A 21,053-nucleotide genomic window follows, 5' to 3' on the forward strand; every position below is an offset into this window, starting at 1 on the left:
TGTTAAATGATGATGAAAGACCTGCTGAATCCGTTCAAGACGTTCGACGAGATCGAAGATTTCGACGCTATTCGCATCGGTCTGGCTTCGCCGGAGATGATCCGAGCCTGGAGTCGCGGCGAGGTCAAAAAACCCGAAACGATCAACTATCGGACTTTCAAGCCGGAACGCGACGGTTTGTTCTGCGCCAAGATTTTTGGCCCCACCAAGGACTATGAGTGTCTGTGCGGCAAGTACAAGCGGCTCAAGCACCGGGGCGTGGTCTGCGAGAAGTGCGGGGTGGAGGTGACGCTGGCCAAGGTGCGGCGCGAGCGCATGGGCCATATCGAACTGGCCAGTCCGGTTGCCCACATCTGGTTTTTGAAGTCGCTCCCCTCGCGAATTGGCCTGCTGCTGGACATGACGCTGCGCGACATCGAACGGGTATTGTACTTTGAATCTTATGTCGTTATCGATCCAGGCATGACTCCGCTGGAGCGGGGTGGCCTGTTGACTGACGAACAATACCTGGAGGTCGTTGAGCAACATGGCGATGAGTTTGATGCGCGAATGGGCGCCGAGGCTGTCCATCAACTGTTGCATGATCTGGATTTAAAGCAGCTCGTCACGCAATTGCGCCAGGAAATCCTGGAGTGCAGCTCCGAAACCAAACTCAAGCGACTATCCAAGCGGCTCAAACTGGTGGAATCGTTTCTGAATTCTGGAAACAAGCCAGAGTGGATGGTGTTAACGGTATTGCCCGTGTTGCCGCCCGATTTGCGGCCCCTAGTGCCGCTAGACGGTGGCCGGTTCGCGACCTCCGATCTTAACGATCTGTACCGGCGGGTGATCAACCGTAATAACCGGCTCAAACGTTTGCTGGAGTTAGCGGCCCCGGACATTATTGTCCGCAACGAGAAGCGCATGTTGCAGGAATCGGTGGATTCCCTGCTGGACAACGGGCGGCGCGGCCGGGCTATCACGGGTAGCAACAAGCGGCCCTTGAAGTCGCTGGCGGACATGATCAAGGGCAAGCAGGGCCGGTTCCGGCAGAATCTGCTCGGCAAGCGGGTGGACTACTCTGGACGGTCGGTGATCGTGGTTGGTCCCACCTTGCGCCTGCACCAGTGCGGGTTGCCGAAAAAGATGGCGCTGGAATTGTTCAAGCCCTTCATCTTCAGCAAACTGCAATTCAAAGGTCTATCCACGACCATTAAAGCCGCCAAGAAGATGGTCGAACGCGAGGAGCCGGCGGTTTGGGATATCCTTGAAGAGGTGATCCGTGAGCATCCGGTGTTGCTGAATCGCGCTCCGACCTTGCACCGGTTAGGCATTCAGGCGTTTGAGCCGACCTTGATCGAAGGCAAGGCGATCCAGTTACATCCTCTGGTCTGCACCGCATTCAACGCCGATTTTGACGGCGACCAGATGGCGGTGCATGTCCCGTTGTCCATCGAGGCGCAACTCGAAGGGCGAGCGCTGATGATGTCGACCAACAACATCCTTAGCCCGGCGAATGGCGATCCGATTATCGTACCTTCGCAGGATGTGGTGTTAGGTTTGTACTATCTGACCCGGGAGCGGATCAATGTTCAGGGTGAAGGCATGGTGTTCACTGATCTCCAGGAGGTGCATCGCGCCTATGAAAATCCTGATCCAAACCAGCGCATTAACCTCCATGCCCGCATCGAGGTGCGTTTACCACGGGAAGAAATCGATGAGAAGGGCCAACTCCGTACGGTTTGGCAACGGGTAAAGACCACTGTAGGCCGCGCTTTGCTATCGGATATCATGCCGCAAGGCCTGCCGTTTGATCTGGTCAATAAGACATTGAAGAAGAAGGAGGTTTCCCGGCTGATCAATGAATGCTATCGCCGTCTGGGCCTCAAGGATACGGTGATCTTCGCTGACCAGTTGATGTACACCGGTTTTTATTACGCGACCCGTTCAGGTTCCTCGATCGGCTTCGAAGATTTCAAGATTCCTAAGGAAAAAAACCGCTTGCTGGAAGAGGCCGAAAAAACTGTTAAGGAAGTCAATAACCAGTATAAAGATGGGTTGGTGACCAAGGGCGAGCTGCATAACAAAGTAGTGGATATCTGGTCGCGCACCAATGACCAGGTCGCCAATGAAATGATGAAGAACCTGCGGGTTGAGCAAGTCACTAACCGAGAAGGAAAAATTGAAGAGCAGGATTCGTTCAACGCGGTGTTTATGATGGCCGATTCCGGCGCCCGCGGCTCGGCGGCGCAGATTCGTCAATTGGCCGGGATGCGCGGACTGATGGCCAAGCCATCGGGCGAGATCATCGAAACGCCGATCAAGGCCAATTTCCGGGAAGGTCTCAGTGTGCTGGAGTACTTTATTTCCACGCACGGCGCGCGTAAAGGCTTGGCGGATACGGCGCTCAAAACCGCTAACTCCGGCTATCTGACCCGGCGTTTGGTAGATGTCGCGCAGGATTTGGTGGTTACCGAACCCGATTGTGGCGCGGATCAGGGGATCTGGATGGTGCCTGTCATCGAGGAAGGCGATGTCAAGGAACCCCTGCATGACCGGGTGTTGGGACGGACTGTGGCGCAGGATGTGTTTCTTCCAGGCAGCGAGGAAATCGCTATTCCCGCCGGTACGCTGCTGGACGAGAAATGGGTCGAGAAGCTGGATCAATGGGGTATTGACCGCATCATGGTGCGCTCGGCGATTACCTGCCAAACCCGTTATGGCGTGTGTTCCGCCTGTTATGGTCGGGATCTGGCGCGCGGCCACCGGGTCAACAGCGGTGAGGCGGTGGGCGTCATTGCTGCTCAATCCATCGGTGAACCTGGCACTCAGTTGACCATGCGCACCTTCCATATCGGCGGCGCGGCGTCCCGAACCACGGTCGTCAACAGCGTCCAGGCCAAGTTTGGCGGGGTTGTGCGGTTACATAACATGAAGGTGGTGCGTCGCCAGGATGGCCATTTAATCGCTGTTTCCCGTTCGGGCGAAATTACCCTGGCTGATGAACACGGTCGCGAGCGTGAGCGCTACAAAGTCCCGTATGGCGCGGAACTGTCTGCCGAGGACGCCAGCACGGTTGATGCGGGCCAGGTGATCGCCCGCTGGGATCCCTACACTCATCCGATCGTGACCGAGGTCGCCGGCTTCGTGCGTTTCGCCGAGTTCGAGGAAGGAATCACTGTCCAGCGGCATGCCGACGAAATGACCGGGCTTTCCAGCCTGGTGATCATGGATCCCAAGCAGCGCGGCGCTTTGGGCAAGGACAAACGACCAATGGTGCGATTGCTGGATGAATATGGCAACGATCTCTTCATCCCGGGCACCAGTACCCTGGCGCAGTATCCCTTGCCTGCTGGCGCTATTGTTAATTTGGCGGATGGTGACGAAGTGGCCATTGGTGATGTCGTTGCCCGTATTCCGCAAGAATCTTCCAAGACCCGCGACATTACCGGCGGTCTGCCCCGCGTCGCCGATCTGTTTGAGGCGCGCAAGCCCAAGGAACCAGCGATTCTGGCGGAGAAATCCGGCATTATCGAATTCGGCAAGGAAACCAAGGGTAAACAGCGTTTAATAATCCGCGGTAAAGGTGGCGAAGAACTTTTTAACGAATTATTTCCAAAGTGGCGGCAAGTCAATGTGTTTGATGGCGAATACGTCGAACAGGGTGAAATGATCGCTGACGGCGAACCGAATCCGCATGATATCCTGCGCTTGTTAGGTGTGCAGGAACTGGCTGCTTACCTGACCAAGGAAATTCAGGATGTGTACCGGGTGCAAGGCGTCAAGATCAACGACAAGCATATCGAAGTCATTGTTCGCCAAATGCTGCGCAAAGTGGAAATCATCGATTCAGGAGACACTTCCTTCATCAAGGGCGAGCAGGTCGAGCGCCCCCGGGTGCTGGAGGAAAACGACCGGGCGCAAGCCGAGGGTCGCCAGCCCGTGCGTTATCAGCCGATTCTACTCGGTATCACTAAAGCCTCACTGGCTACCGAATCGTTTATTTCCGCAGCCTCGTTCCAGGAAACCACCCGCGTCCTTACCGAAGCAGCGGTGCGTGGCTTGCGCGATGATCTGCGTGGATTGAAGGAAAATGTGATTGTCGGTCGACTGATCCCGGCAGGCACCGGGTTGGCGTATCACTTGCAACGGCGTGAGAATTGGGTGCCCAGTCGGCCAACGGTTCATGCGAGTCATGTATTTGACACCAGCAGCGAACCCGAAGTGAAAGTGGCCGTCGAGGATAAGGATGATGACGACAGTGGTTCAGAGACTGGGGAAAGTAGCGAGTAGCAAGTAGCGGGTAGCGGGTGTTAAGTGGTGATTAATCGGCTGCTTCCCGCTCCCCTCTCCCTGCTTTCAGACTTCTGCCTCCATGACCATTCTGCTGGAAACTCATCGCCTGGTCAAGCATTTTCGCGGCGTCCAAGCGGTGGATGGCATTGATTTGGCTATTCCATCCGGTTGCTGCTTTGGCCTACTAGGACCCAACGGAGCTGGCAAGACCACCACAGTTGAAATGCTGGAAGGCATCCAGACGCCGACTAGCGGCATGGTTCATTATCGAGGAGAACCCCTGGGGCCGCGCTTTCGCCAGGACATCGGCATCATGTTCCAGTCCACCGCCTTGCAGGATCATGTCACCGGACGGGAAAATCTGTGGATGTTCGGTCAGTTCTATCCCCGTTGCCTGCCCATCGCGGAATTGACCGAAACCTGCGCCCTGGGCGAATTTCTCGACCGTGACACGCGCAAACTGTCCGGTGGCCAGCGCCAGCGGCTGTTGTTGGCCATTGCCCTGGTCAATGATCCGGATCTGCTGTTTTTGGACGAGCCGACGACCGGTCTGGACCCGCAGGCCCGGCGCAATTTTTGGGAGCTGATTCATCGCATCAAGGCGCGTGGCAAGACCGTCCTGCTCACTACCCATTATATGGAAGAGGCTTATCATCTGTGTGATGAAATCGCTATCATGGATCATGGGCGCATCATCGCCCAGGGAACGCCCCAGGCATTATTAGCGGCGCATTTCGACGATGTCGTCTTGCAATTGCCGTTGGCCGATTTTGCCAACCCGGCGCCGTTATCCGCACATACCGTGATCCAGGGCCGGGACGCTGTGGAAATCCTCACCCGCGATGTTAACGCTGCGATTGAGGAACTCCTGGAGCGGAATATCTCCCTGGCGCGGCTGCAAATTCGTCCACGCACCTTGGAAGATCTGTTCCTGGAATTGACCGGCAGGGAACTGCGCTCATGAACTGGCGACGGTTCTGGGCAGTGCTGATCTGCCGTAACCGGGAATTCCTGCGCGACCGCTCAACGCTGACCTGGAATCTGCTGTTCCCTGTGTCTCTGATCGCCGGTTTTGCGTTCGCTTTTTCCGGGCCAGGTTTGGATCTTTATAAAGTGGGGGTGCTGGGCGACACCGGCGTCGGTCGGGATAGCGCCTTTTTCAGCACACGCTATATTGATTTCATTCCAATCCATGACCTGCCGGTCGCCTTGCGAAAAGTCGAGCGTCATCAACTCGACATGCTGATCGATCCTGCCGAGCGACGCTACTGGATTAATGACCAAGCGCCCAAGGGCTATGTATTGGAACGGGTACTGCGCGGAGCGGACGTTGCGGCAGCTCCCGTTTTCAGCAAGCAGACGGTCAGTGGTCGCGGCATCCGCTATGTGGACTGGGTGATGCCCGGTGTGCTGGCGATGAACATGATGTTCGGTTGCCTGTTTGGAGTGGGTTACGTGATCGTCCGTTACCGCAAAAACGGGATGCTTAAACGGTTGAAAGCGACACCGCTAACGCCACTGGAATTTTTGACAGCCCAAGTCGTATCAAGACTCGGGCTGACCCTAACGACAACGGCCATTGTGTTCGTTGGGACTGATTGGTTCATTGGCTTTCCTATGCATGGTTCGTATCTTGATCTGTTCATTGTGTTCGCAGTCGGGGCAATCAGTCTGATCAGTCTGGGACTGATCGTTGCGGCGCGCACCACGAGCGAGGAACTGGCCGCAGGGTTGTTGAACCTCCTCAGTTGGCCGATGACTTTTCTGTCCGGGGTGTGGTTTTCGCTGGAAGGGGTCCATCCCTTTCTGCAACAGTGCGCGCAATTGGCGCCGCTGACTCATATCATCGACGCCGCCCGGGCTATCATGCTGGATGGCGCCGGGATGGCCGATATTTCTGGTCACCTGCTGGCGCTGACTGTGATGAGTGTGGGGTTCATGGCGGTAGGCGCGCGGCTGTTTCACTGGGAATGAATTGCGCCATCAGCATCCCGCACTAATCGATCCACCACCTCGCCTGCATCGTCAACCAGTTCCACATGCAGGGGCATTTTCCCGAGAGCGTGGGTGGCGCAGGACAGGCAGGGATCGTAGGCCCGCACCGCAACCTCGATCTGGTTTAACAACGGTTCGGTCAGTTCCTTGCCGTCCAGATAGTTCTCGGCCACTTGGCGAATCGACTCATTCATCGCCTGATTATTATTCGTCGTGGACACGATCAGGTTGGCTTTTTCGATCAACCCATCCTCGTTGATCCGGTAATGATGGAACAGCGTGCCGCGCGGCGCTTCGATGACGCCGACGCCTTCCTGGGTCATTTCGCCACGAGCCACCAGGTCATCACCGAAAATATCCGGGTCGAGCAGCAATTCACGAATGGCCTCGGTCGCGTACAGCAACTCAATCATGCGCGCCCAGTGGTACGCCAGCGTCGCATGAATCGGTTGACCGTTGTTCAGCGCCATGAATTCGTGACGTTCTTCTTCGGCTACCGGCGTAGGAATGAAATCGCAATTGTTAATGCGCGCCAGCGGTCCGACCCGATACCAACCCTTGTCTGGCCCCAGGGAATTGATGAAGGGGAATTTCATGTAGCTCCAGGACTTGACCTGTTCGCGAATGACCTGGGAATAGCGCCGGTAATCCAGGTGATCGAACAACAGATTGCCTTGATCGCTTTTGGCGCGCAATCCGCCATGATACAGATCCAGCGCCCCATCGGGGCGAATCAGGCTGAGATAGTTCGACTGAATGGCGGCAAAGTGGGTGAAATAACCTGGATTTGTTGCATAGGCGTTTTTCATCAGTTTGAGGATATTGCGCCCCCACTGCGTCATCAGCTCCAGGTCCTTCAGCAGATAATTGCGCTCCTGCAAAGTCAGCGCCTTGTTGACCCCTCCAGGCACCGTGCCCGTGCCATGCACTCGCTTGCCGGCGGTGATGCGAATGACTTCCTGGCCGTACTTACGCAACTGCACCCCTTGGCGGGCGACATCAGGGTAGTCAGCCATCACCCCGCCGATGTTGCGCTGGGCGACGGGATTGTCGAAGTCGAACAGGAAATCCGGCGAGGCGAGATGGAAGAAATGCACAGCGTGGGATTGCAGGGTCTGGCCATAGTGCATTAACCGGCGGATTTTTTCAGCAGTCGGCGGAATCTGGTGCGCGCCAACCAATTGATCGACCGCCTTGGCCGCTGCCAGATTATGGCTGACTGGGCAAATTCCGCACAGGCGCTGTACGGCTACCGGCACTTCCCAGTAGGGTCGCCCCTGGATGAATTTCTCGAAACCACGGAACTCGACGATATGCAAGCGCGCCTGGCGGATGTGGTGATCGCGATCCGCCAGCAGCGTGACCTTGCCGTGTCCTTCAACCCGGCTCAGTGGATCGATAGCGACTCGGCAGAGTCGTTCGGGGTGGGCAGCCGTTTCTAATGCGCTCATGAGGAAATACCTCGCTTGAATTGTCTGCTTGTTGGCCTTACCCGCAGGCAAGGAACCGAGGTTAATAATTATGCTAAAAGCTTTTATTTTTCAATTAATTTTTCAATTAATGATAGTCTGCATCATCTTCTCTTACATTTTTAATAACAATTTCATTAAGGCTTTGTCCATGCTTATCAAGCAAGCGCCATAAATGAGCATAGAAAAAAAAGAGGGGTGAGGAGGGATTTTGGCCCTATCGCCTGTGCGAATTTCCCCCGGCCCCTCTTCCTCTTTACTCAAAGGGGGCAGGGATGTTCAAGGTTTCGCGCCCCGATCATACTCAGCAGCGCTCTTGAGGCCCACCTGTTCGAGCAGGGCCGCCCGCTGTTCTCGCACATTGTGATTCGATGGCTGGGCGTCAATTTGCTCGGACAATGTGGTCAGCGCGTCATACCAAAAGCCTTCCTGGGCGTAGAGAAACGGTTGCTGTTGTGGTGTGGCGCTCTTGATCTGAGCAGCGAGAGTTGCTGGAAGCTGGACGTATTTGATCGTGCCGCCAGCAATGGTGTCGCTGGCGCGCTGATTGGGATCAGCCACGGCGGCGATGGTCCATTGATACTCCACTTCGGGTTTCAATGCGTAATTCAATTTGAGAGCGTGGATGCCGGGTTGCGCGACGGGAACCTTCATATCCACCAAGGGCTTGATCGATTGTTCATCGTTAAGGGTAAATTCCATTGGCCTGGACAGCGCTTTGGAGATATACCAGTACAGAGTCGGTTGCGCCCGGCTGGTCAGGCCCGTACTTTCGGGCGCAATGACGCTAAGCACCAGTTCAGCGTCCGGCGCGCCCCGACTGGCCCCACCGACCCGGGTGGCGGGCGCGCCGCGCAAGGGCGGGCGATAAACGGGTGTGCTCGTAGTGGTGGTCGATGCCGAGGATTGCTCTTCAGCAATGCCTTGCAACGCGGTCATTGAGAGGGTCATGGCCAGCGCCATGCTCAGTTTCCTGGCGGAGATATTCATCACGGTGGTTTCCTCATGTTTCTCAAATGATTACTACTTCACAACCAGTTGCCAATCAACAGAAAGGGCGCCCAGTAGCCCGGATGGCGATAGCGGGGGTCGTTAATCAAAGCCAGCTGCGCTTGCTGTAACGCTTGCGCTTTCGAGAGATCAGGATTTTGCAGTTGCCGATAAAAATCCGCCACCAGCTGCGACGACGCCTGATCATTGATAAACCACAACGTCGCCAGCGCACTGCGCGCGCCGGCCTTGACCGCGATGCCGGCTAGCCCCAGGGCGGCGCGGTCATCACCGGCAGCAGTTTGACAGGCGCTTAGCGTGAGCAATTCGACCGGCTGTTCACGGTACTGGCTCAGGTTAATAAAGCGCTCCAGACGATCCATGGTCAGTTTGTCGTCAAAGGTCAGCAGGAAGGTATCGCGAACGTCACTGGCAAATTGCCCATGCGAAGCAATATGGACGATGGAATACGGGGTTTGACGCAATTCCTGCTGGACGCGCGCCAGGCGAAAATCCTCATTTTCCAGCACCAAACCGCCATAGGCATCGTGAATATTCGTCAGTTCCTTTTGAACATGCTCCAGCGCCGGAAAGCCTTGCACCGGCTCAGTCAACCCGTTGAGCAGCGGTTGAATCGCCTGACGGCGGAACGGTCGAAAATCGGTCAGGGTCAGACCGGGCGTGGTGGCAATTGCATAACGGCTAATCAGAAAGTTCTGACCATCATGCAGGGCCGCCAGTGGAATCGTTCGCAGCGGCCCATCGGGCACGATCACCAGAGTATCAATGTCCTGCGCTGTCAGTTCGGCTTGCAGGGGTTGCATCAGCCAGCCATACAGACGTTGCGCCAGTGGAAGATATTCACGCGTCGTGCGTTTTTCCAGATAGTGGCGAAATTCGCGCACGACGTCAGTGAATGTTTCGCGGTCGACGGGTACAACCATTTGTTCGATGCCCTGTTGGATTTGCAGCAGCAACGCTAAGCGATCAGACAGTAGGATAGGGTAGAGGATCGCGGTATGGGGCGGCGGACGATCGAGGGCGACGGTGCGCGATTGCAGGGCAGACACGCAATCATCCTCAAAATAGTCTTTGACTTCGGCGGTTTTCAGTTCCTCCATGGTATCGCGAGCGGCCAGCAAGTCCGCCTGAAGGGCCACCCGATCTGCTTGGTGAGCGGCGCGTTGCAAGAGCAGGTCGGCTAATTCGAGGTAGGCATCGCCCACTTGGACGCGGAAGGAACTGCTGGAGCCAGCGTGGCGCGCCGTGAAGTCCGGGCGGATGCGTTGCAAATTGGCGACGGCCTGTTGGTACGCCAGAATCGCGCCGTCTTCATTATCCTGGGCGTGGAGCAAGCGACCGATTTGCCATTGCCAGCGGTAGAGCAGCTCCGGCGCATCGATTTGCTGGGCGATGAACACGGCCTGCCGGTACAAGGACAGCGCCTCGCGCGCCTGACCGGCGTCCTGCCGCAACTGCGCCTGGTAACCAAGGGCGTAAGACAAGGTGCGCGAGTCGTTCAGGGAACGGGCGATCTTTGCAGCCGCTATGAAATCCTGGTCGGCTTGCTGACGCTGGGCAGCGCTAGCGTTCGGTTGGTCGTGGCGCAGTTGCCCCAGGGTCAGCAGTTGAAACGCCTTGTCATGACTGTCGGACACGGTTTGAAGCGCGCGGGCGGCTTCGGTGAATTGCGTTTCAGCGCGGCGGTGGTCGCTGGTGCGCTGGGCCAGACGGGCGTCATTGAGCAACACGGTGACCCGCAGCGCCTCATCCCCGGCTTGACGAGTCCGGTTGAGACTGTCCTGATAGGCAACATGCGCGTCGGCGAATTTATCCTGATCAGCCAGCAAGTTACCCAGATGATTCAGATTGGCGGCTTCGACGGACGAGGCATTGGCTTGCCGGGCCAGGGCGATGCCGCGATCCAGGGAGCGGCGCGCCTTGTCGGGCGAACCGCTCAGCCATTCCGCTTTGCCCTGTGCGCCCAGCACCGCCGCCTGGCGCGCCGGATCATCGAGTTGTTCCGCCAGCGCCTGCGCTTTACGCAGCGTGATCAATGCATCACGGACATGGCCGAGCGCCTGCTGGGCATCCGCCAGTTGCAGCAAAACGTCGAGTTGTCCAGCGATATCGTCGGCACGGGCATAGGCGGCGCTGGCGGTTTGCCAGTGTTGCGCGGCCTGATCGAATTGGCCACAGCGGGCGGCCTCCGTAGCGGAGGTCATCGCCGGTTCGGCAAGGTTCAACGTTTCGGAAAAAGCCGTGGGCACGGCGATCAGCAGGAACAGAAGCAGACCAGCGAGATGACCCGTGCGCAGCGCCTTCAAGGATAGGAATTTGGAGTAAGTCATCGGTAATCTCCAACTATAAAGATCCATGGGGAATCCGTATCCAGCTCATGTTAATAAGCCGCTTGCACAAAGAAATTAACCCGTGACCCGGTCCAGGCTTCTTCCCCCGTGTCCACCTCCTTGAAAGGATAGCCCCAGTACACAGCGGCCTTAACCTTGTCGCTGGCGTCCCAGCGCAATCCCAGACCAGCGCTGGAGATGGAGTTCGGCGAAAAGTCGAATGCTCCCTTGTTGCTGGCGTAGCCGTAATCCGTGAATACCGCTACTTGCACCTGACCCTCGTTGGGGCCGCGACTGACGCCCGGTAATGGCAGAAGGTACACCGGCGCCCGGAATTCCAGCGAGGCGACAAAACAGCGGTCGCGCACCAGGGTGTTTTCAGGATAGCCGCGCACGGTGTCCATGCCGCCTAGCGCGCATTTTTCCATCGGTAACAGGGCATTGTTGGTTACTTGGGCAATGCTCTTGAAAATCAATTGATAATCTTGTTCCCCGAAACGCCTTGCGTACTGGAATTGGCCGAGCCAGCTGATGAACTCGCCATCCGGTTCAAAACTGCTGACTGTAGCGCCGAAGGCGTCGAGACCGAAGCTGAGGGTGGACCGTGCGGCAACCACCTGATCAACGCCTCGATCCAGCCATTCCTGAACGAACCGCGCAACGCTGATCGTCGCCTTGCCGTCGATCTCGCCGGGCGCAAAGGAATAGGGTCCATTGAACCAGTAGGATTCGCTGTGCCGCCGCTCCAGATTCAGGCCCAGGGAGAAGGTTTGTTGCGGCGTCCGGTAGAGGGGATGCGTGAGGGCGATGCCGTAGCCCTCTAGTTCGCTTCTGATGTCCAGGGTATCGAAGCGATCTTCGATGACGGAGGTTTTATTGCGTTCGGCCCACACCTGGACGGTGGTGTCTTGCGCGTTTAATGGTCGGGCGTAGAACGCCCGCCAGTCGGAGGTGTCGCTGCTTTCCAGGCTGTGGCCGTAAGTCAGACCCAGGGTATCGCCGATCCCGCTGAGGTTGCGGTCCAGTCCGTAGAGGTAGGCGCGAGTCGCGCCGACGCTGGGCGGATTATTGTTAGCGACCGCCAGGCCAATTTCGTAGGGACGGGTCTCGCGGATGCCCAGTCGCAACTTTCCCTCGCCCGGCTGTACGCCCGGCGCCAGTTCCGCCTGGATTTGTTTGATCAGCGGATTCTGCTGCAAGATTTGCAACCGTTCCTGCAATTTCTGGATATTCAGGGGTTCTTCGGCGTCGGGGCGCACCCGGTCCTGAAGATAGCCGGTCTTTAAATGAGTGTTGCCGGTGATTTCGAGTTCGGCCAACCGGCCTTCAATGATCTCGATGCGCACCACGCCGTCCTCGACCCGCTGGTCGGGGATCACGGCGCCGGAGTTGAGATACCCGCGCTCAACGTAGTACACCGTCAACTGACGGCGCGCTTCCTGAAGCTCCTCGGCGGTGATAGTGCGATTTTCGTAGGGCGCGGTGACAACGGCAAGTTCTTCATCGGTAAACACGGTGTTGCCGGTGAGTTCGATGCGCTGCACAAAAACCTGCTCGCGGGCGGACAAGGGTTGATCGGCAGCCGGTAGAGTTGGCGAAGCGTCAGGCAGGACAGGTGCGGGTTGGGTGTAGTCCGGGGCGGGTAAGGGACGGTTGCTGGGACGTTGATCGGGTGAGTTCATGTCCTGGGCGTGGATCGTCAGCGACGCCAGGGTCATACCGGTGAAAATCGCGCCTTGGGCCAATCGGCGCAGGAGTGGGCGACGGTCGTCAAAAACAGGATGGCTCCGCATGGGATGAATCTCCAGTCCAGGGGAATGCAGCGAATATCAGGGCAAGATGTCGGTCAGGGCAATAGTGAGTTCAGGGAAGGCCAGTGGCGTTAGAGTATCGGCAGTTGTGACATTTTGATAGCCATCTCCAGCCGGTTGGCGATACACCTCGGCAATGCGGGCGTTCAGGTCGATCAGCCAGACTTCGGGAACGCCATTGCGAGCATACAGCGGTAGTTTGCGGGTGCGGTCGTAGTTCAGCGAGCTATCGGCGACTTCGATCAGCCAGAACACATCAGCGGGCTGCGGGAGACGTTGACGGTAATCGGTCAGTTGCACCACCATGATGTCGGGTTCCGGTTCGGAATCGGGCAGGGATAATGGACCTTGGCAGACGATAAAGGCGCGTTTTGCCAAGTGCAGCGTCAATAATCGGGTTAACTCGGCGACAGTCCAAAAATGGGCGGTGCCAATGGGAGCCATATCGAATAATTCTCCTTCGAGCAACTCCAGGCGAGCATCTGGGAAGATCGGCGCCATCTGGTGGTATTCTTCCAGGGTGATCTTGTGGGGGGGCATGGGGGTGACTCTCCAGTGGATTGGGGGATGGGTGGGAAAATGGTCAGTACACGATACTGATCATTCTCACGCTCCCGCGTGGGAATGATCAATTATTCTGGCCACCAATCGCCGGTGATCTGCTCTACCGTGAACGGGCATGCTTCCGGGAAGGTGGCCAAGGGTAAGCCGATTTCGTCAGCGGCGTTTTCACGGGCCATGCCGTATTCATCCGGCGCAATTTCCACGACACGCTGTTTCAGGCTGGGGTTTTCCTTCAACAGCTGTGCGATTCGATAGCGGCCATTGCGAATCGACTGTCGCCAGCTACCGCTACGCAATCGGGGCTGATACTGCCATTTCAGCAAGTGCATAATGACGACAGCTAAATAGCTTTCCAGCGCCCGCCGTTCACTCTTGCCCATACTCTCAATCTCTTCCGCCAGATGCTCTCTATCAATCGCCGATAACGCGCCTTGACGGAGCAGTTCCGCCTGCTGTTGGGTCCAGGCGTAGAAATCCGTGTCGTAAGTCGTGGTCATTTTTAAAGGTCCGATGAGGCGTAAGGCGGTGCCGGTATCCTTCAATGGTCATCGCTTCACCGATTATTGAAACCCAATACGGCGGCGGGTGGTTGAGCAACAGGGGCGGGGGATGGCCTCTCGGTCGGAACATCCGCTGCGGAGGACGCCAACGCCACGGGTTCCGCCGGAAGGCAACGACTGACGGGCGCAGGTATCGCCTCGTCTGGCCCGAGCGGCAATGTACCCCGGCCATGAATCAGAAAATGGCTGCGTTCGTCGCGGTCGCCCACGAAACAGCGTGGGTTGACGTGGTGGGCGACGTCCAGATAGGCGGGGTTGAGATTGGCCAGGCTACCGCTGATGTCGATGTTCGGGGCGTTGACTTCCACGGTGCCGTCGTTGCCGCTGTGGCCACCGGTGGCGCTTAGAACGCCGTCAACTGTAGGCGCATCGTATAGGAAGGTTTGGGCTTCGATGCGGATGCGGCCCCCCTGAAATTCTTCAGCGCGGGCAGTCACGGTGCTACCGTTGAGGGCGACGATGTTAATGCTGTGAATAGTGACATTGCCACCGTCGCTGCCAAACACATCGCCGAAGGCCGAGGAGCTGATGGCGCTGCCGTTGAGAAGTTTGAGGTAATCGGCGTCGATCGTGACGTTGCCGCCAGTGGTGTCCGATGCAGTAGCGACAATGCTGCCGCCATCGGTCAGAGTCAGATAAGGGGCATTGACTTTTAATTCACCTGCGTTGCCTTCGCCACTAAAGGATCGGACGCTGATTCGCCCGTCATTTTTCACCGTGAGGGTGTCGGCCACGCTCACGGTCACGTTTCCTCCATCACTGAGCGCGGTAGGGTTAGTTTGGCTGTCAATACCGGTGAAGCCTTCATGCCCCATGCCATCCACGAGCAGATTGCTGGCGCTCACCGTCACGTCTCCAGCGTTACCTTTACTAAAGGTACCAGCACTGATTTCCCCCCCATTCTGCACGGTGAGGGTGTCGGTAAGGGTGAGGTTCACGCTCCCCCCCGCTCCGGTGGAACCGTCTCCGGCACTGCTGGCCAAGCCGGTGAAGCCGTCATACCCCATCCCATCCACGAGCAGATTCCGGGCATTCACCGTCACGTCCCCGGCGGGGCCTTCGCCCCAGGTGCTGGCGCTAATTCGCCCCCCATTCTGCACGGTGAGGGTGTCGGTAAGGGTGAGGTTCACGCTCCCCCCGGCCCCGGTGGGGCCGGAATTAGCTTGGCTGGCTAGACCGGTGAAGGTCTCCGCTCCCATTCGATCTACCAACAGACTCCGGGCATTCACCGTCACGTCCCCGGCAGGGCCTGTGCCAAAGGTGCTGGCGCTAATTTCCCCCCCCATTCTGCACGGTGAGGGTGTCGGTAAGGGTGAGGTTCACGCTCCCCCCGGCCCCGGTGGAACCGGAATTAGCGTTGCTGACCAGGCCGGTAACGGTCTCCGCTCCCATCCGATCTACCAACAGATTCCGGGCATTCACCGTCACGTCCCCGGCAGGGCCTGTGCCAAAGGTGCTGGCGCGGATTTGCCCCCCATTCTGCACGGTGAGAGTGTCGGCAAGGGTGAGGTTCACACTTCCCCCAGCCCCGGTGGAATCAGGTGCGACGCTGCTGAGCAAGCCAGTGTCGATACCCATCCCATCCACGAGCAGATTCCGGGCATTCACGGTCATATCCCCGGCGTCGCCGGTGCCAAAGGTGATGGCGTGAATTTGCCCCCCATTCTGCACCGTGAGGGTATCGGCAAGGGTGAGGTTCACACTTCCCCCAGCCCCGGTGGAATCATAGGTGCTGCTGAGCAGACCGGTGAAATTCTCCGATCCCATCCCATCTACCAGCAGATTCCGGGCATTCACGGTCATATCCCCGGTGTCGCCGGTGCCAAAGGTGATGGCGTGAATTTGCCCCCCATTCTGCACGGTGAGGGTGTCGACAAGAGTGAGGTTGACACGCCCACCTTCTCCGTTGGAGACAGCGTAGCTGCCCACGCCGGTGAAGCCGTCATATCCCATCCCGTCCACGAGCAGATTCCGGGCATTCACGGTCACGTCCCCGGCAGGGCCTGTGCCAAAGGTGCTGGCGCTAATTTCCCCCCCATTCTGCACGGTGAGGGTGTCGGCAAGGGTGAGGCTCACACTTCCCCCGGCCCCGGTGGAATCATAGGTGCTGCTGGCCAGGCCAGTGAAGAACTCCGATCCCATCCCATCTACCAGCAGATTCCGGGCATTCACGGTCACGTCCCCGGCAGGGCCTGTGCCAAAGGTGCTGGCGCTAATTTCCCCCCCATTCTGCACCGTGAGGGTGTCGGCGATGGTCAGGTTCACATCGCCTGCATCGCCTTGGCTAAGAGTCGCTGCGGTCAACAAAGCACCGTTGGTCAAGCGCATCCCCCCCGCGATCTGTACATTCACATCCCGCCCTGCCTGCGCCCCGTAGGTATCGGCAAACACCATCCCGCCCCAGCTCACCCACTCCCCGCCGCGAATGAACAGCGCGCCGCCGCCTGCGCCGCTGGTGTCCAGATCACCCAAAGGCACATCAGCAAACCCATTTCCCATATCGACCATCTTGCGCGGCGCGTCAGGGTCACGCGCCATCGTTAACGTCCCCAACCGCCCAAACCCCTGCATGACCAAATCCGTGTCTGTGGGGATCACCTCCCCTGCCGAACCGACCGCCGCCACGTTCAAGCGTCCGGCGGGCGCGTACACCGTCGCATTGGTCAGGGTAATATCCCCGCCAATCAGCGACAGCGTTTGCCCTCCTGCCCCGTGCAAATAGCTCCCCCGGATGTCAATCCGTCCCGGCGCATCGCCCAAGAACCCAAACGCCTCCACCGGGGCCACCGTCAACACACTGGTTCCGGGCGTCAGCGCCTCAAACCGCCCGCCCTCGCCCAAGCGCAAGTAATCCGCCGTGCTGGCGTGGAACGACCCGGACACGTCCAGCGCGGCATTCGGCCCGAACAGAAGTCCCGCCGGATTGAGCAAATACAGATTCGCGCCGGGAATAGTCGAGCGCAGCAACCCGTCAATTGTGGACACCTGCCCACCCGTCACTCGGCCAATGATGTTGTTCACCGAATTCGGCCCGCTGAACGTGGCGGACTCGCCTTGCTGAATCGAGAACTGGCCGAAGCTGTGGAACAGATTGCCGCCGTGCTGCTGGCCCACTTCCGCCGGAATGGCGTAGTTTGGCCCGGATAACGGGCCAGCGGGTCCAAGCGTTCCGTCCAGGGTGACTTGGGCCTGCGCCACACTGGCTGAGAACGTCAGCCCGAGGATCATAAAGGTTCGGCAATGACCACGCGGTGTAAACATGAAATCGTCTCCCTGGGCGATGACGCGGTTTCAGCGGTATCCTGACTTACACAGTGTTCTCACAAAGATTCTTCGATGGCTCTTGTGGAGTCTGCATCAAGATTTCCAGCATCATACTTGCCTGATTAAGATACAAACTAGGCAACAAAATAAATACCAATTTTATGGTTTTTGAAAAAAATATTTTTGATATGTATTCAATAAGATAAAATAACAATATTTAGTGAAAAAATTCATAAGAACCCAACCCGATGTTTCAAATTGAAATAGGCGCATTTCAGCGTGTTTCAATTTGAAACATCAGGCATCGCTTGACCTTGGTCTGCCTGGCCCCACATCAGGCAAGTAGGCCGCCTAACAATAGCGAGCGGTCGCAAGTCTCGTAGTCTGTGCTACCCTAATTGCCCATCAACCGGCCACCTCCCGACCGGGGACGATGACCCCAGGAGATGAATATGGCGGCAACCCTCCCAACGACTCCGGCTTGCACATTGTCGGTTATCCCCACTGACCCCGATGAGATCATCTATCCGGAAAGCGATGGCAAACCGATGGCCGACAACACCCAGCAATTTCGCTACATCGTCACTATTCAAAGGCGGCGTTGCCGCGCTATTCGCCGATCGAAATGATGTCTTCGTCGCAGGCGATCTGCCCTGGTATCCCATGCAGGGAAACAACAAAATCCGGGCGGCGCCTCCTGAGGCTGACTTAGCGACGCAAGATTGGTCTGGCTGAAACCGGCAGACTAAATCGAGTGCTGAGAAATGACGTCGATCCGTCAAATTATCGCGCGTACTGGGGCCTGGATCCGCGATCAACGCGCGCCCCTGTTCTGCCTGCTGCTTGGGCAGCTGACCTATGTCGGCTTGCTGATCCTGTGGAACTTCAGCCTGCTGCAGGGCCTGGAAATCATGGCGTACGACCAGGCGTTGCGCGGGCAAACGCTGGCGCTGCCGGATAAGCGCATCGTCTTGATTGGCGAAACCGAAGCCGACATTCAACGCTGGGGTTATCCGCTTCCTGATAACGTCATGGCGGAGATGCTGGAGCGACTGGCCCAGGGACAACCGCGTGTGATCGGAGTAGACAAATACCGCGATATCCCTGTGTCACCTGGCACTGAACAACTCGATCACGTCCTGCGCAACCATCGAGAAATCGTCTGGATTATGAAATTTGGCAACGCCGCCACCCAAACCCCGCCGATTAACCCTCCTCCGGCTTTAATGAATACCGATCAGGTCGGTTTTAATGACGTTCCCATCGACAAGGACAGCCGGGTTCGCCGCGGATTGCTGTTTCTGGATGATGGTCAGCACGCCTCGACCGCCTTTGCCCTGGTCATTGCGCTGCGTTATCTCCAGCCCGAAGGAATTTTCCCCCAGCCCGATCCGCGACAACCGGAATACATGCGTCTGGGCGCGATCACGATTGCACCCCTCGCTGAAAGCATCGGCGGCTACGTCGGCATCGACGCCGCAGGCTATCAATATCTCATGGACTTCCGGGGTCGGCTGAGTGCCAGGCAAACCTACACAGTGACTGATGTCATGCAAGATCGCATACCTACTGCGCAACTGACCGATAAAATCATCCTCATCGGCGGCATGGCGGAGAGCCTGCGCGATGACTTCCACATTCCTGTGCAGCGCTTCATTGCAGACGCTACATCCTGGTGGACGCCGGCGGGCGATACCAACGGACGCATTGCCGGCGTCGCCCTCCACGCGTTGCAAGTCAACCAACTCTTGCGATTCGCGCTGGATGGCGACAAACCCATTCATGGCCTACCCGAACACGTGGAACAGGCGTGGTTGTGGCTATGGTGCATGACGGGTATCGGACTTGCCTTGTGCCGATTGCGTTTCCGTTGGCTCTTGCTGCTAATGTCCGGCGCCCTGGCGTTGCTGATCGGCTTCTGGCAAGTCGCTTTTCTTGAACAGATTTGGTTACCGCTGGTCGCGCCCGCATTGGGACTCGCCTCGACTGCGGCTTTATCCAACGTCTATCTTTCCGTTTACGAACGCGCTGAACGAAAATTGCTCATGCACCTGTTTTCACGTCATGTCGCACCCGAGGTTGCAGCTACTCTGTGGCGGGAACGCCAACAACTGCTCGAAGGCGGACGATTGCGTTCGCAGCGACTAATCGCCACCGTGCTATTTACCGATATTCAGGGCTTTACCACCATTTCCGAGACCATGGAGCCGGCGCGGCTCATGGACTGGTTGAATGTTTACATGGAAGCGATGACCGAAGTCGTGATGACCCACGGTGGAGTGGTCAATAAATACATCGGCGACGCCGTCATGGCGCTATTCGGTGTCCCAACCCCACGGCAGACCGAAACGGAAATTGCGGCTGACGCGACGCGGGCCGTTGAATGCGCGCTCGCTATGGGTCAGCGCTTGCAACAGCTCAACCCGGAATGGGCGCAGAAAGGTTTACCCAGTATTGCCATGCGCGCGGGCATTCATACCGGCCCACTGGTCGCAGGCAGTCTGGGCGGCAGCCGGCGACTGGAGTATACCGTGCTGGGCGACACCGTTAACATTGCCTCACGGCTGGAGAGCTTTGAAAAGGATAATCACCATACGGCGGGCAGCGCGTGTCGGGTGCTCATTGGCGAGTCCACCTTTCATTACCTGAACAGATGGTTTCAGACTGTGGAAGTCAGCAAAGTCAAGCTCAAGGGCAAGCAGCAAGAGATTACCGTGTATCGAGTCGACGGAATCGCGCCAACGGAGATGCCTACACCAAATTATGCATCCGCTGCAAATGCGCGTAGGCCAGACTCGACACCTCGCGGATGACATCACCGCGATCATCCTTCCACGCTTTGTAATTTCCCGCCGAACGCGACTTCTCAATGATGCCCACGAAGGTATAGGGATAGCGGCGACCGTTGCGGCCCTGCGCGATCAGAATGCCCATGTCGCCGCATAGCCGGGCTGTCGTGCCCGTCTTGTCGAGCACCCAGGTTTGTCGCGCCACGCCATGCGCGCCCGAGTAAACACGATCACGATTCGGCAGGTTCATCAGTCGTTTCAACTCCGCCGAATAGGGCAAACGGTTATACCAGAGCGCATACAGGAAACGATGGTAGTCCAGCGCAGAGGCTTTATTGCGATAAGTGCGTCCACCGCCCGGGATGCGCTCTACAATCCGGGTATGGCGAAAGATGTCCGGATAATAGCGCTTGAGCGTTTGCTCCGCCTCGGCGGGTCCTGAGCGGCGACTGGTCCGGTTTAACAAGTCAATAAAGTAGTTGGTCGCGCTATTGTCGCTGCGCTGGATCATCGCCTCCATGCGGGCGCGACGGAAAGCCGTGTATTGCAGTTTACCTTCGCGAACCTTGTGAAAGAACGCCAGTGCAATAAAGGGTTTCACCATGCTGGCGCTTTGATGGGAGCGGGTTGCGTTAATCGTGACCAAATAGCGTCGCGTCGTGAAATCATAAACCAGCCAGGCCGTGCTTTCATTGGGCTTGATCCGGCCCACACGACGCAGACCTTTGATATAACGCTCAATCTCAGCCTCGATAGCAAGCCTGCCAGTTCGGGTTGAACGAGCAGGCCTTCGGAAATCCCTCAACAGGGCATTATTGGGGGCATCACGGCGTGATCGAGCCGCTTCGCTCGGTTCAGAGGCGACGCCAAAGACAGTTGCCAGCAAACTTCCAAGTCCAGCCAGGAATAAGCGTCTTGCCGGATCGACTGTTGACTGGGCCTCATCGATCAGCGCGTCTGAGTGGGAGGGTGGAGTAATCATAGC

13 protein-coding genes and 1 pseudogene are annotated in these 21,053 nt (G+C 57.5%); 5 read left to right on the forward strand and 9 right to left on the reverse strand.

Annotated features, from left to right (window positions below):
* The first annotated feature begins 12 nt into the window (after positions 1 to 12).
* The 3 genes from rpoC (at position 13) to H6973_08870 (ending at position 6,249) form a co-directional block, all read left to right on the forward strand.
* The gene (gene rpoC, locus H6973_08860; protein MCP5125728.1) at positions 13 to 4,272 is read left to right on the forward strand and encodes a DNA-directed RNA polymerase subunit beta'; all 4,260 of its coding nucleotides are present in this window, start codon (positions 13 to 15) and stop codon (positions 4,270 to 4,272) included.
* Between the two features lie 82 nt (positions 4,273 to 4,354).
* Entirely contained in the window at positions 4,355 to 5,239 is an 885-nt protein-coding gene (locus H6973_08865; protein MCP5125729.1) for an ABC transporter ATP-binding protein, read from the forward strand.
* Positions 5,236 to 6,249, forward strand: coding sequence for an ABC transporter permease (locus tag H6973_08870; GenBank protein MCP5125730.1), 1,014 nt, complete (start codon positions 5,236 to 5,238; stop codon positions 6,247 to 6,249). The genes H6973_08865 and H6973_08870 overlap by 4 nt, the downstream gene beginning before the upstream one ends.
* Here H6973_08870 and H6973_08875 read toward each other — a convergent pair.
* The 8 genes from H6973_08875 to H6973_08910 all read right to left on the reverse strand — a co-directional run bounded on the left by H6973_08875 (position 6,237) and on the right by H6973_08910 (position 17,276).
* Positions 6,237 to 7,721: a Ni/Fe hydrogenase subunit alpha gene (locus tag H6973_08875; GenBank protein MCP5125731.1), complete on the reverse strand. Its 1,485-nt coding sequence runs from the start codon at positions 7,719 to 7,721 to the stop codon at positions 6,237 to 6,239. The genes H6973_08870 and H6973_08875 overlap by 13 nt on opposite strands.
* Positions 7,722 to 8,018: 297 nt before the next feature.
* Entirely contained in the window at positions 8,019 to 8,732 is a 714-nt protein-coding gene (locus tag H6973_08880; GenBank protein ID MCP5125732.1) for a DUF928 domain-containing protein, read from the reverse strand.
* Between the two features lie 35 nt (positions 8,733 to 8,767).
* Positions 8,768 to 11,080, reverse strand: a complete 2,313-nt coding sequence (locus H6973_08885) for a CHAT domain-containing protein (protein ID MCP5125733.1) — start codon at positions 11,078 to 11,080, stop codon at positions 8,768 to 8,770.
* A gap of 50 nt (positions 11,081 to 11,130) precedes the next feature.
* Positions 11,131 to 12,873, reverse strand: a complete 1,743-nt coding sequence (locus H6973_08890) for a ShlB/FhaC/HecB family hemolysin secretion/activation protein (protein ID MCP5125734.1) — start codon at positions 12,871 to 12,873, stop codon at positions 11,131 to 11,133.
* 36 nt (positions 12,874 to 12,909) lie between these two features.
* Entirely contained in the window at positions 12,910 to 13,431 is a 522-nt protein-coding gene (locus H6973_08895; GenBank protein ID MCP5125735.1) for a Uma2 family endonuclease, read from the reverse strand.
* A 92-nt stretch (positions 13,432 to 13,523) separates the two neighbouring features.
* The gene (locus H6973_08900; GenBank protein MCP5125736.1) at positions 13,524 to 13,952 is read right to left on the reverse strand and encodes a DUF29 domain-containing protein; all 429 of its coding nucleotides are present in this window, start codon (positions 13,950 to 13,952) and stop codon (positions 13,524 to 13,526) included.
* 56 nt (positions 13,953 to 14,008) lie between these two features.
* Positions 14,009 to 15,301, reverse strand: a complete 1,293-nt coding sequence (locus H6973_08905; GenBank protein ID MCP5125737.1) for a hypothetical protein — start codon at positions 15,299 to 15,301, stop codon at positions 14,009 to 14,011.
* Positions 15,285 to 17,276, reverse strand: coding sequence for a filamentous hemagglutinin N-terminal domain-containing protein (locus H6973_08910; protein ID MCP5125738.1), 1,992 nt, complete (start codon positions 17,274 to 17,276; stop codon positions 15,285 to 15,287). The genes H6973_08905 and H6973_08910 overlap by 17 nt, the downstream gene beginning before the upstream one ends.
* Positions 17,277 to 17,767: 491 nt before the next feature.
* Here H6973_08910 and H6973_08915 point away from each other — a divergent pair.
* Both H6973_08915 and H6973_08920 read left to right on the forward strand, forming a co-directional pair.
* Positions 17,768 to 17,975, forward strand: a pseudogene (locus tag H6973_08915) (Uma2 family endonuclease).
* 68 nt (positions 17,976 to 18,043) lie between these two features.
* The gene (locus H6973_08920) at positions 18,044 to 20,092 is read left to right on the forward strand and encodes an adenylate/guanylate cyclase domain-containing protein (protein ID MCP5125739.1); all 2,049 of its coding nucleotides are present in this window, start codon (positions 18,044 to 18,046) and stop codon (positions 20,090 to 20,092) included.
* Here the strand turns inward: H6973_08920 and H6973_08925 are convergent.
* Entirely contained in the window at positions 20,031 to 21,050 is a 1,020-nt protein-coding gene (locus tag H6973_08925; GenBank protein ID MCP5125740.1) for a serine hydrolase, read from the reverse strand. The two genes, H6973_08920 and H6973_08925, sit on opposite strands and share 62 nt — an antisense overlap.
* Positions 21,051 to 21,053: the final 3 nt, after the last annotated feature.

Source organism: Gammaproteobacteria bacterium (assembly GCA_024235095.1).
GTDB lineage: Bacteria > Pseudomonadota > Gammaproteobacteria > Competibacterales > Competibacteraceae > UBA2383.

What these genes read in the sequence shown, in the direction of transcription:
- H6973_08910 (MCP5125738.1), bottom strand. Translation starts at nt 17,276, where the DNA reads ATGTTTACACCGCGTGGTCATTGCCGAACCTTTATGATCCTCGGGCTG.
- H6973_08875 (MCP5125731.1), bottom strand. Translation starts at nt 7,721, where the DNA reads ATGAGCGCATTAGAAACGGCTGCCCACCCCGAACGACTCTGCCGAGTC.
- rpoC (MCP5125728.1), top strand. Translation starts at nt 13, where the DNA reads ATGAAAGACCTGCTGAATCCGTTCAAGACGTTCGACGAGATCGAAGAT.
- H6973_08895 (MCP5125735.1), bottom strand. Translation starts at nt 13,431, where the DNA reads ATGCCCCCCCACAAGATCACCCTGGAAGAATACCACCAGATGGCGCCG.
- H6973_08900 (MCP5125736.1), bottom strand. Translation starts at nt 13,952, where the DNA reads ATGACCACGACTTACGACACGGATTTCTACGCCTGGACCCAACAGCAG.
- H6973_08920 (MCP5125739.1), top strand. Translation starts at nt 18,044, where the DNA reads ATGACGTCGATCCGTCAAATTATCGCGCGTACTGGGGCCTGGATCCGC.
- H6973_08865 (MCP5125729.1), top strand. Translation starts at nt 4,355, where the DNA reads ATGACCATTCTGCTGGAAACTCATCGCCTGGTCAAGCATTTTCGCGGC.
- H6973_08890 (MCP5125734.1), bottom strand. Translation starts at nt 12,873, where the DNA reads ATGCGGAGCCATCCTGTTTTTGACGACCGTCGCCCACTCCTGCGCCGA.
- H6973_08925 (MCP5125740.1), bottom strand. Translation starts at nt 21,050, where the DNA reads ATGATTACTCCACCCTCCCACTCAGACGCGCTGATCGATGAGGCCCAG.
- H6973_08870 (MCP5125730.1), top strand. Translation starts at nt 5,236, where the DNA reads ATGAACTGGCGACGGTTCTGGGCAGTGCTGATCTGCCGTAACCGGGAA.
- H6973_08905 (MCP5125737.1), bottom strand. Translation starts at nt 15,301, where the DNA reads ATGGGGGGGGAAATTAGCGCCAGCACCTTTGGCACAGGCCCTGCCGGG.
- H6973_08885 (MCP5125733.1), bottom strand. Translation starts at nt 11,080, where the DNA reads ATGACTTACTCCAAATTCCTATCCTTGAAGGCGCTGCGCACGGGTCAT.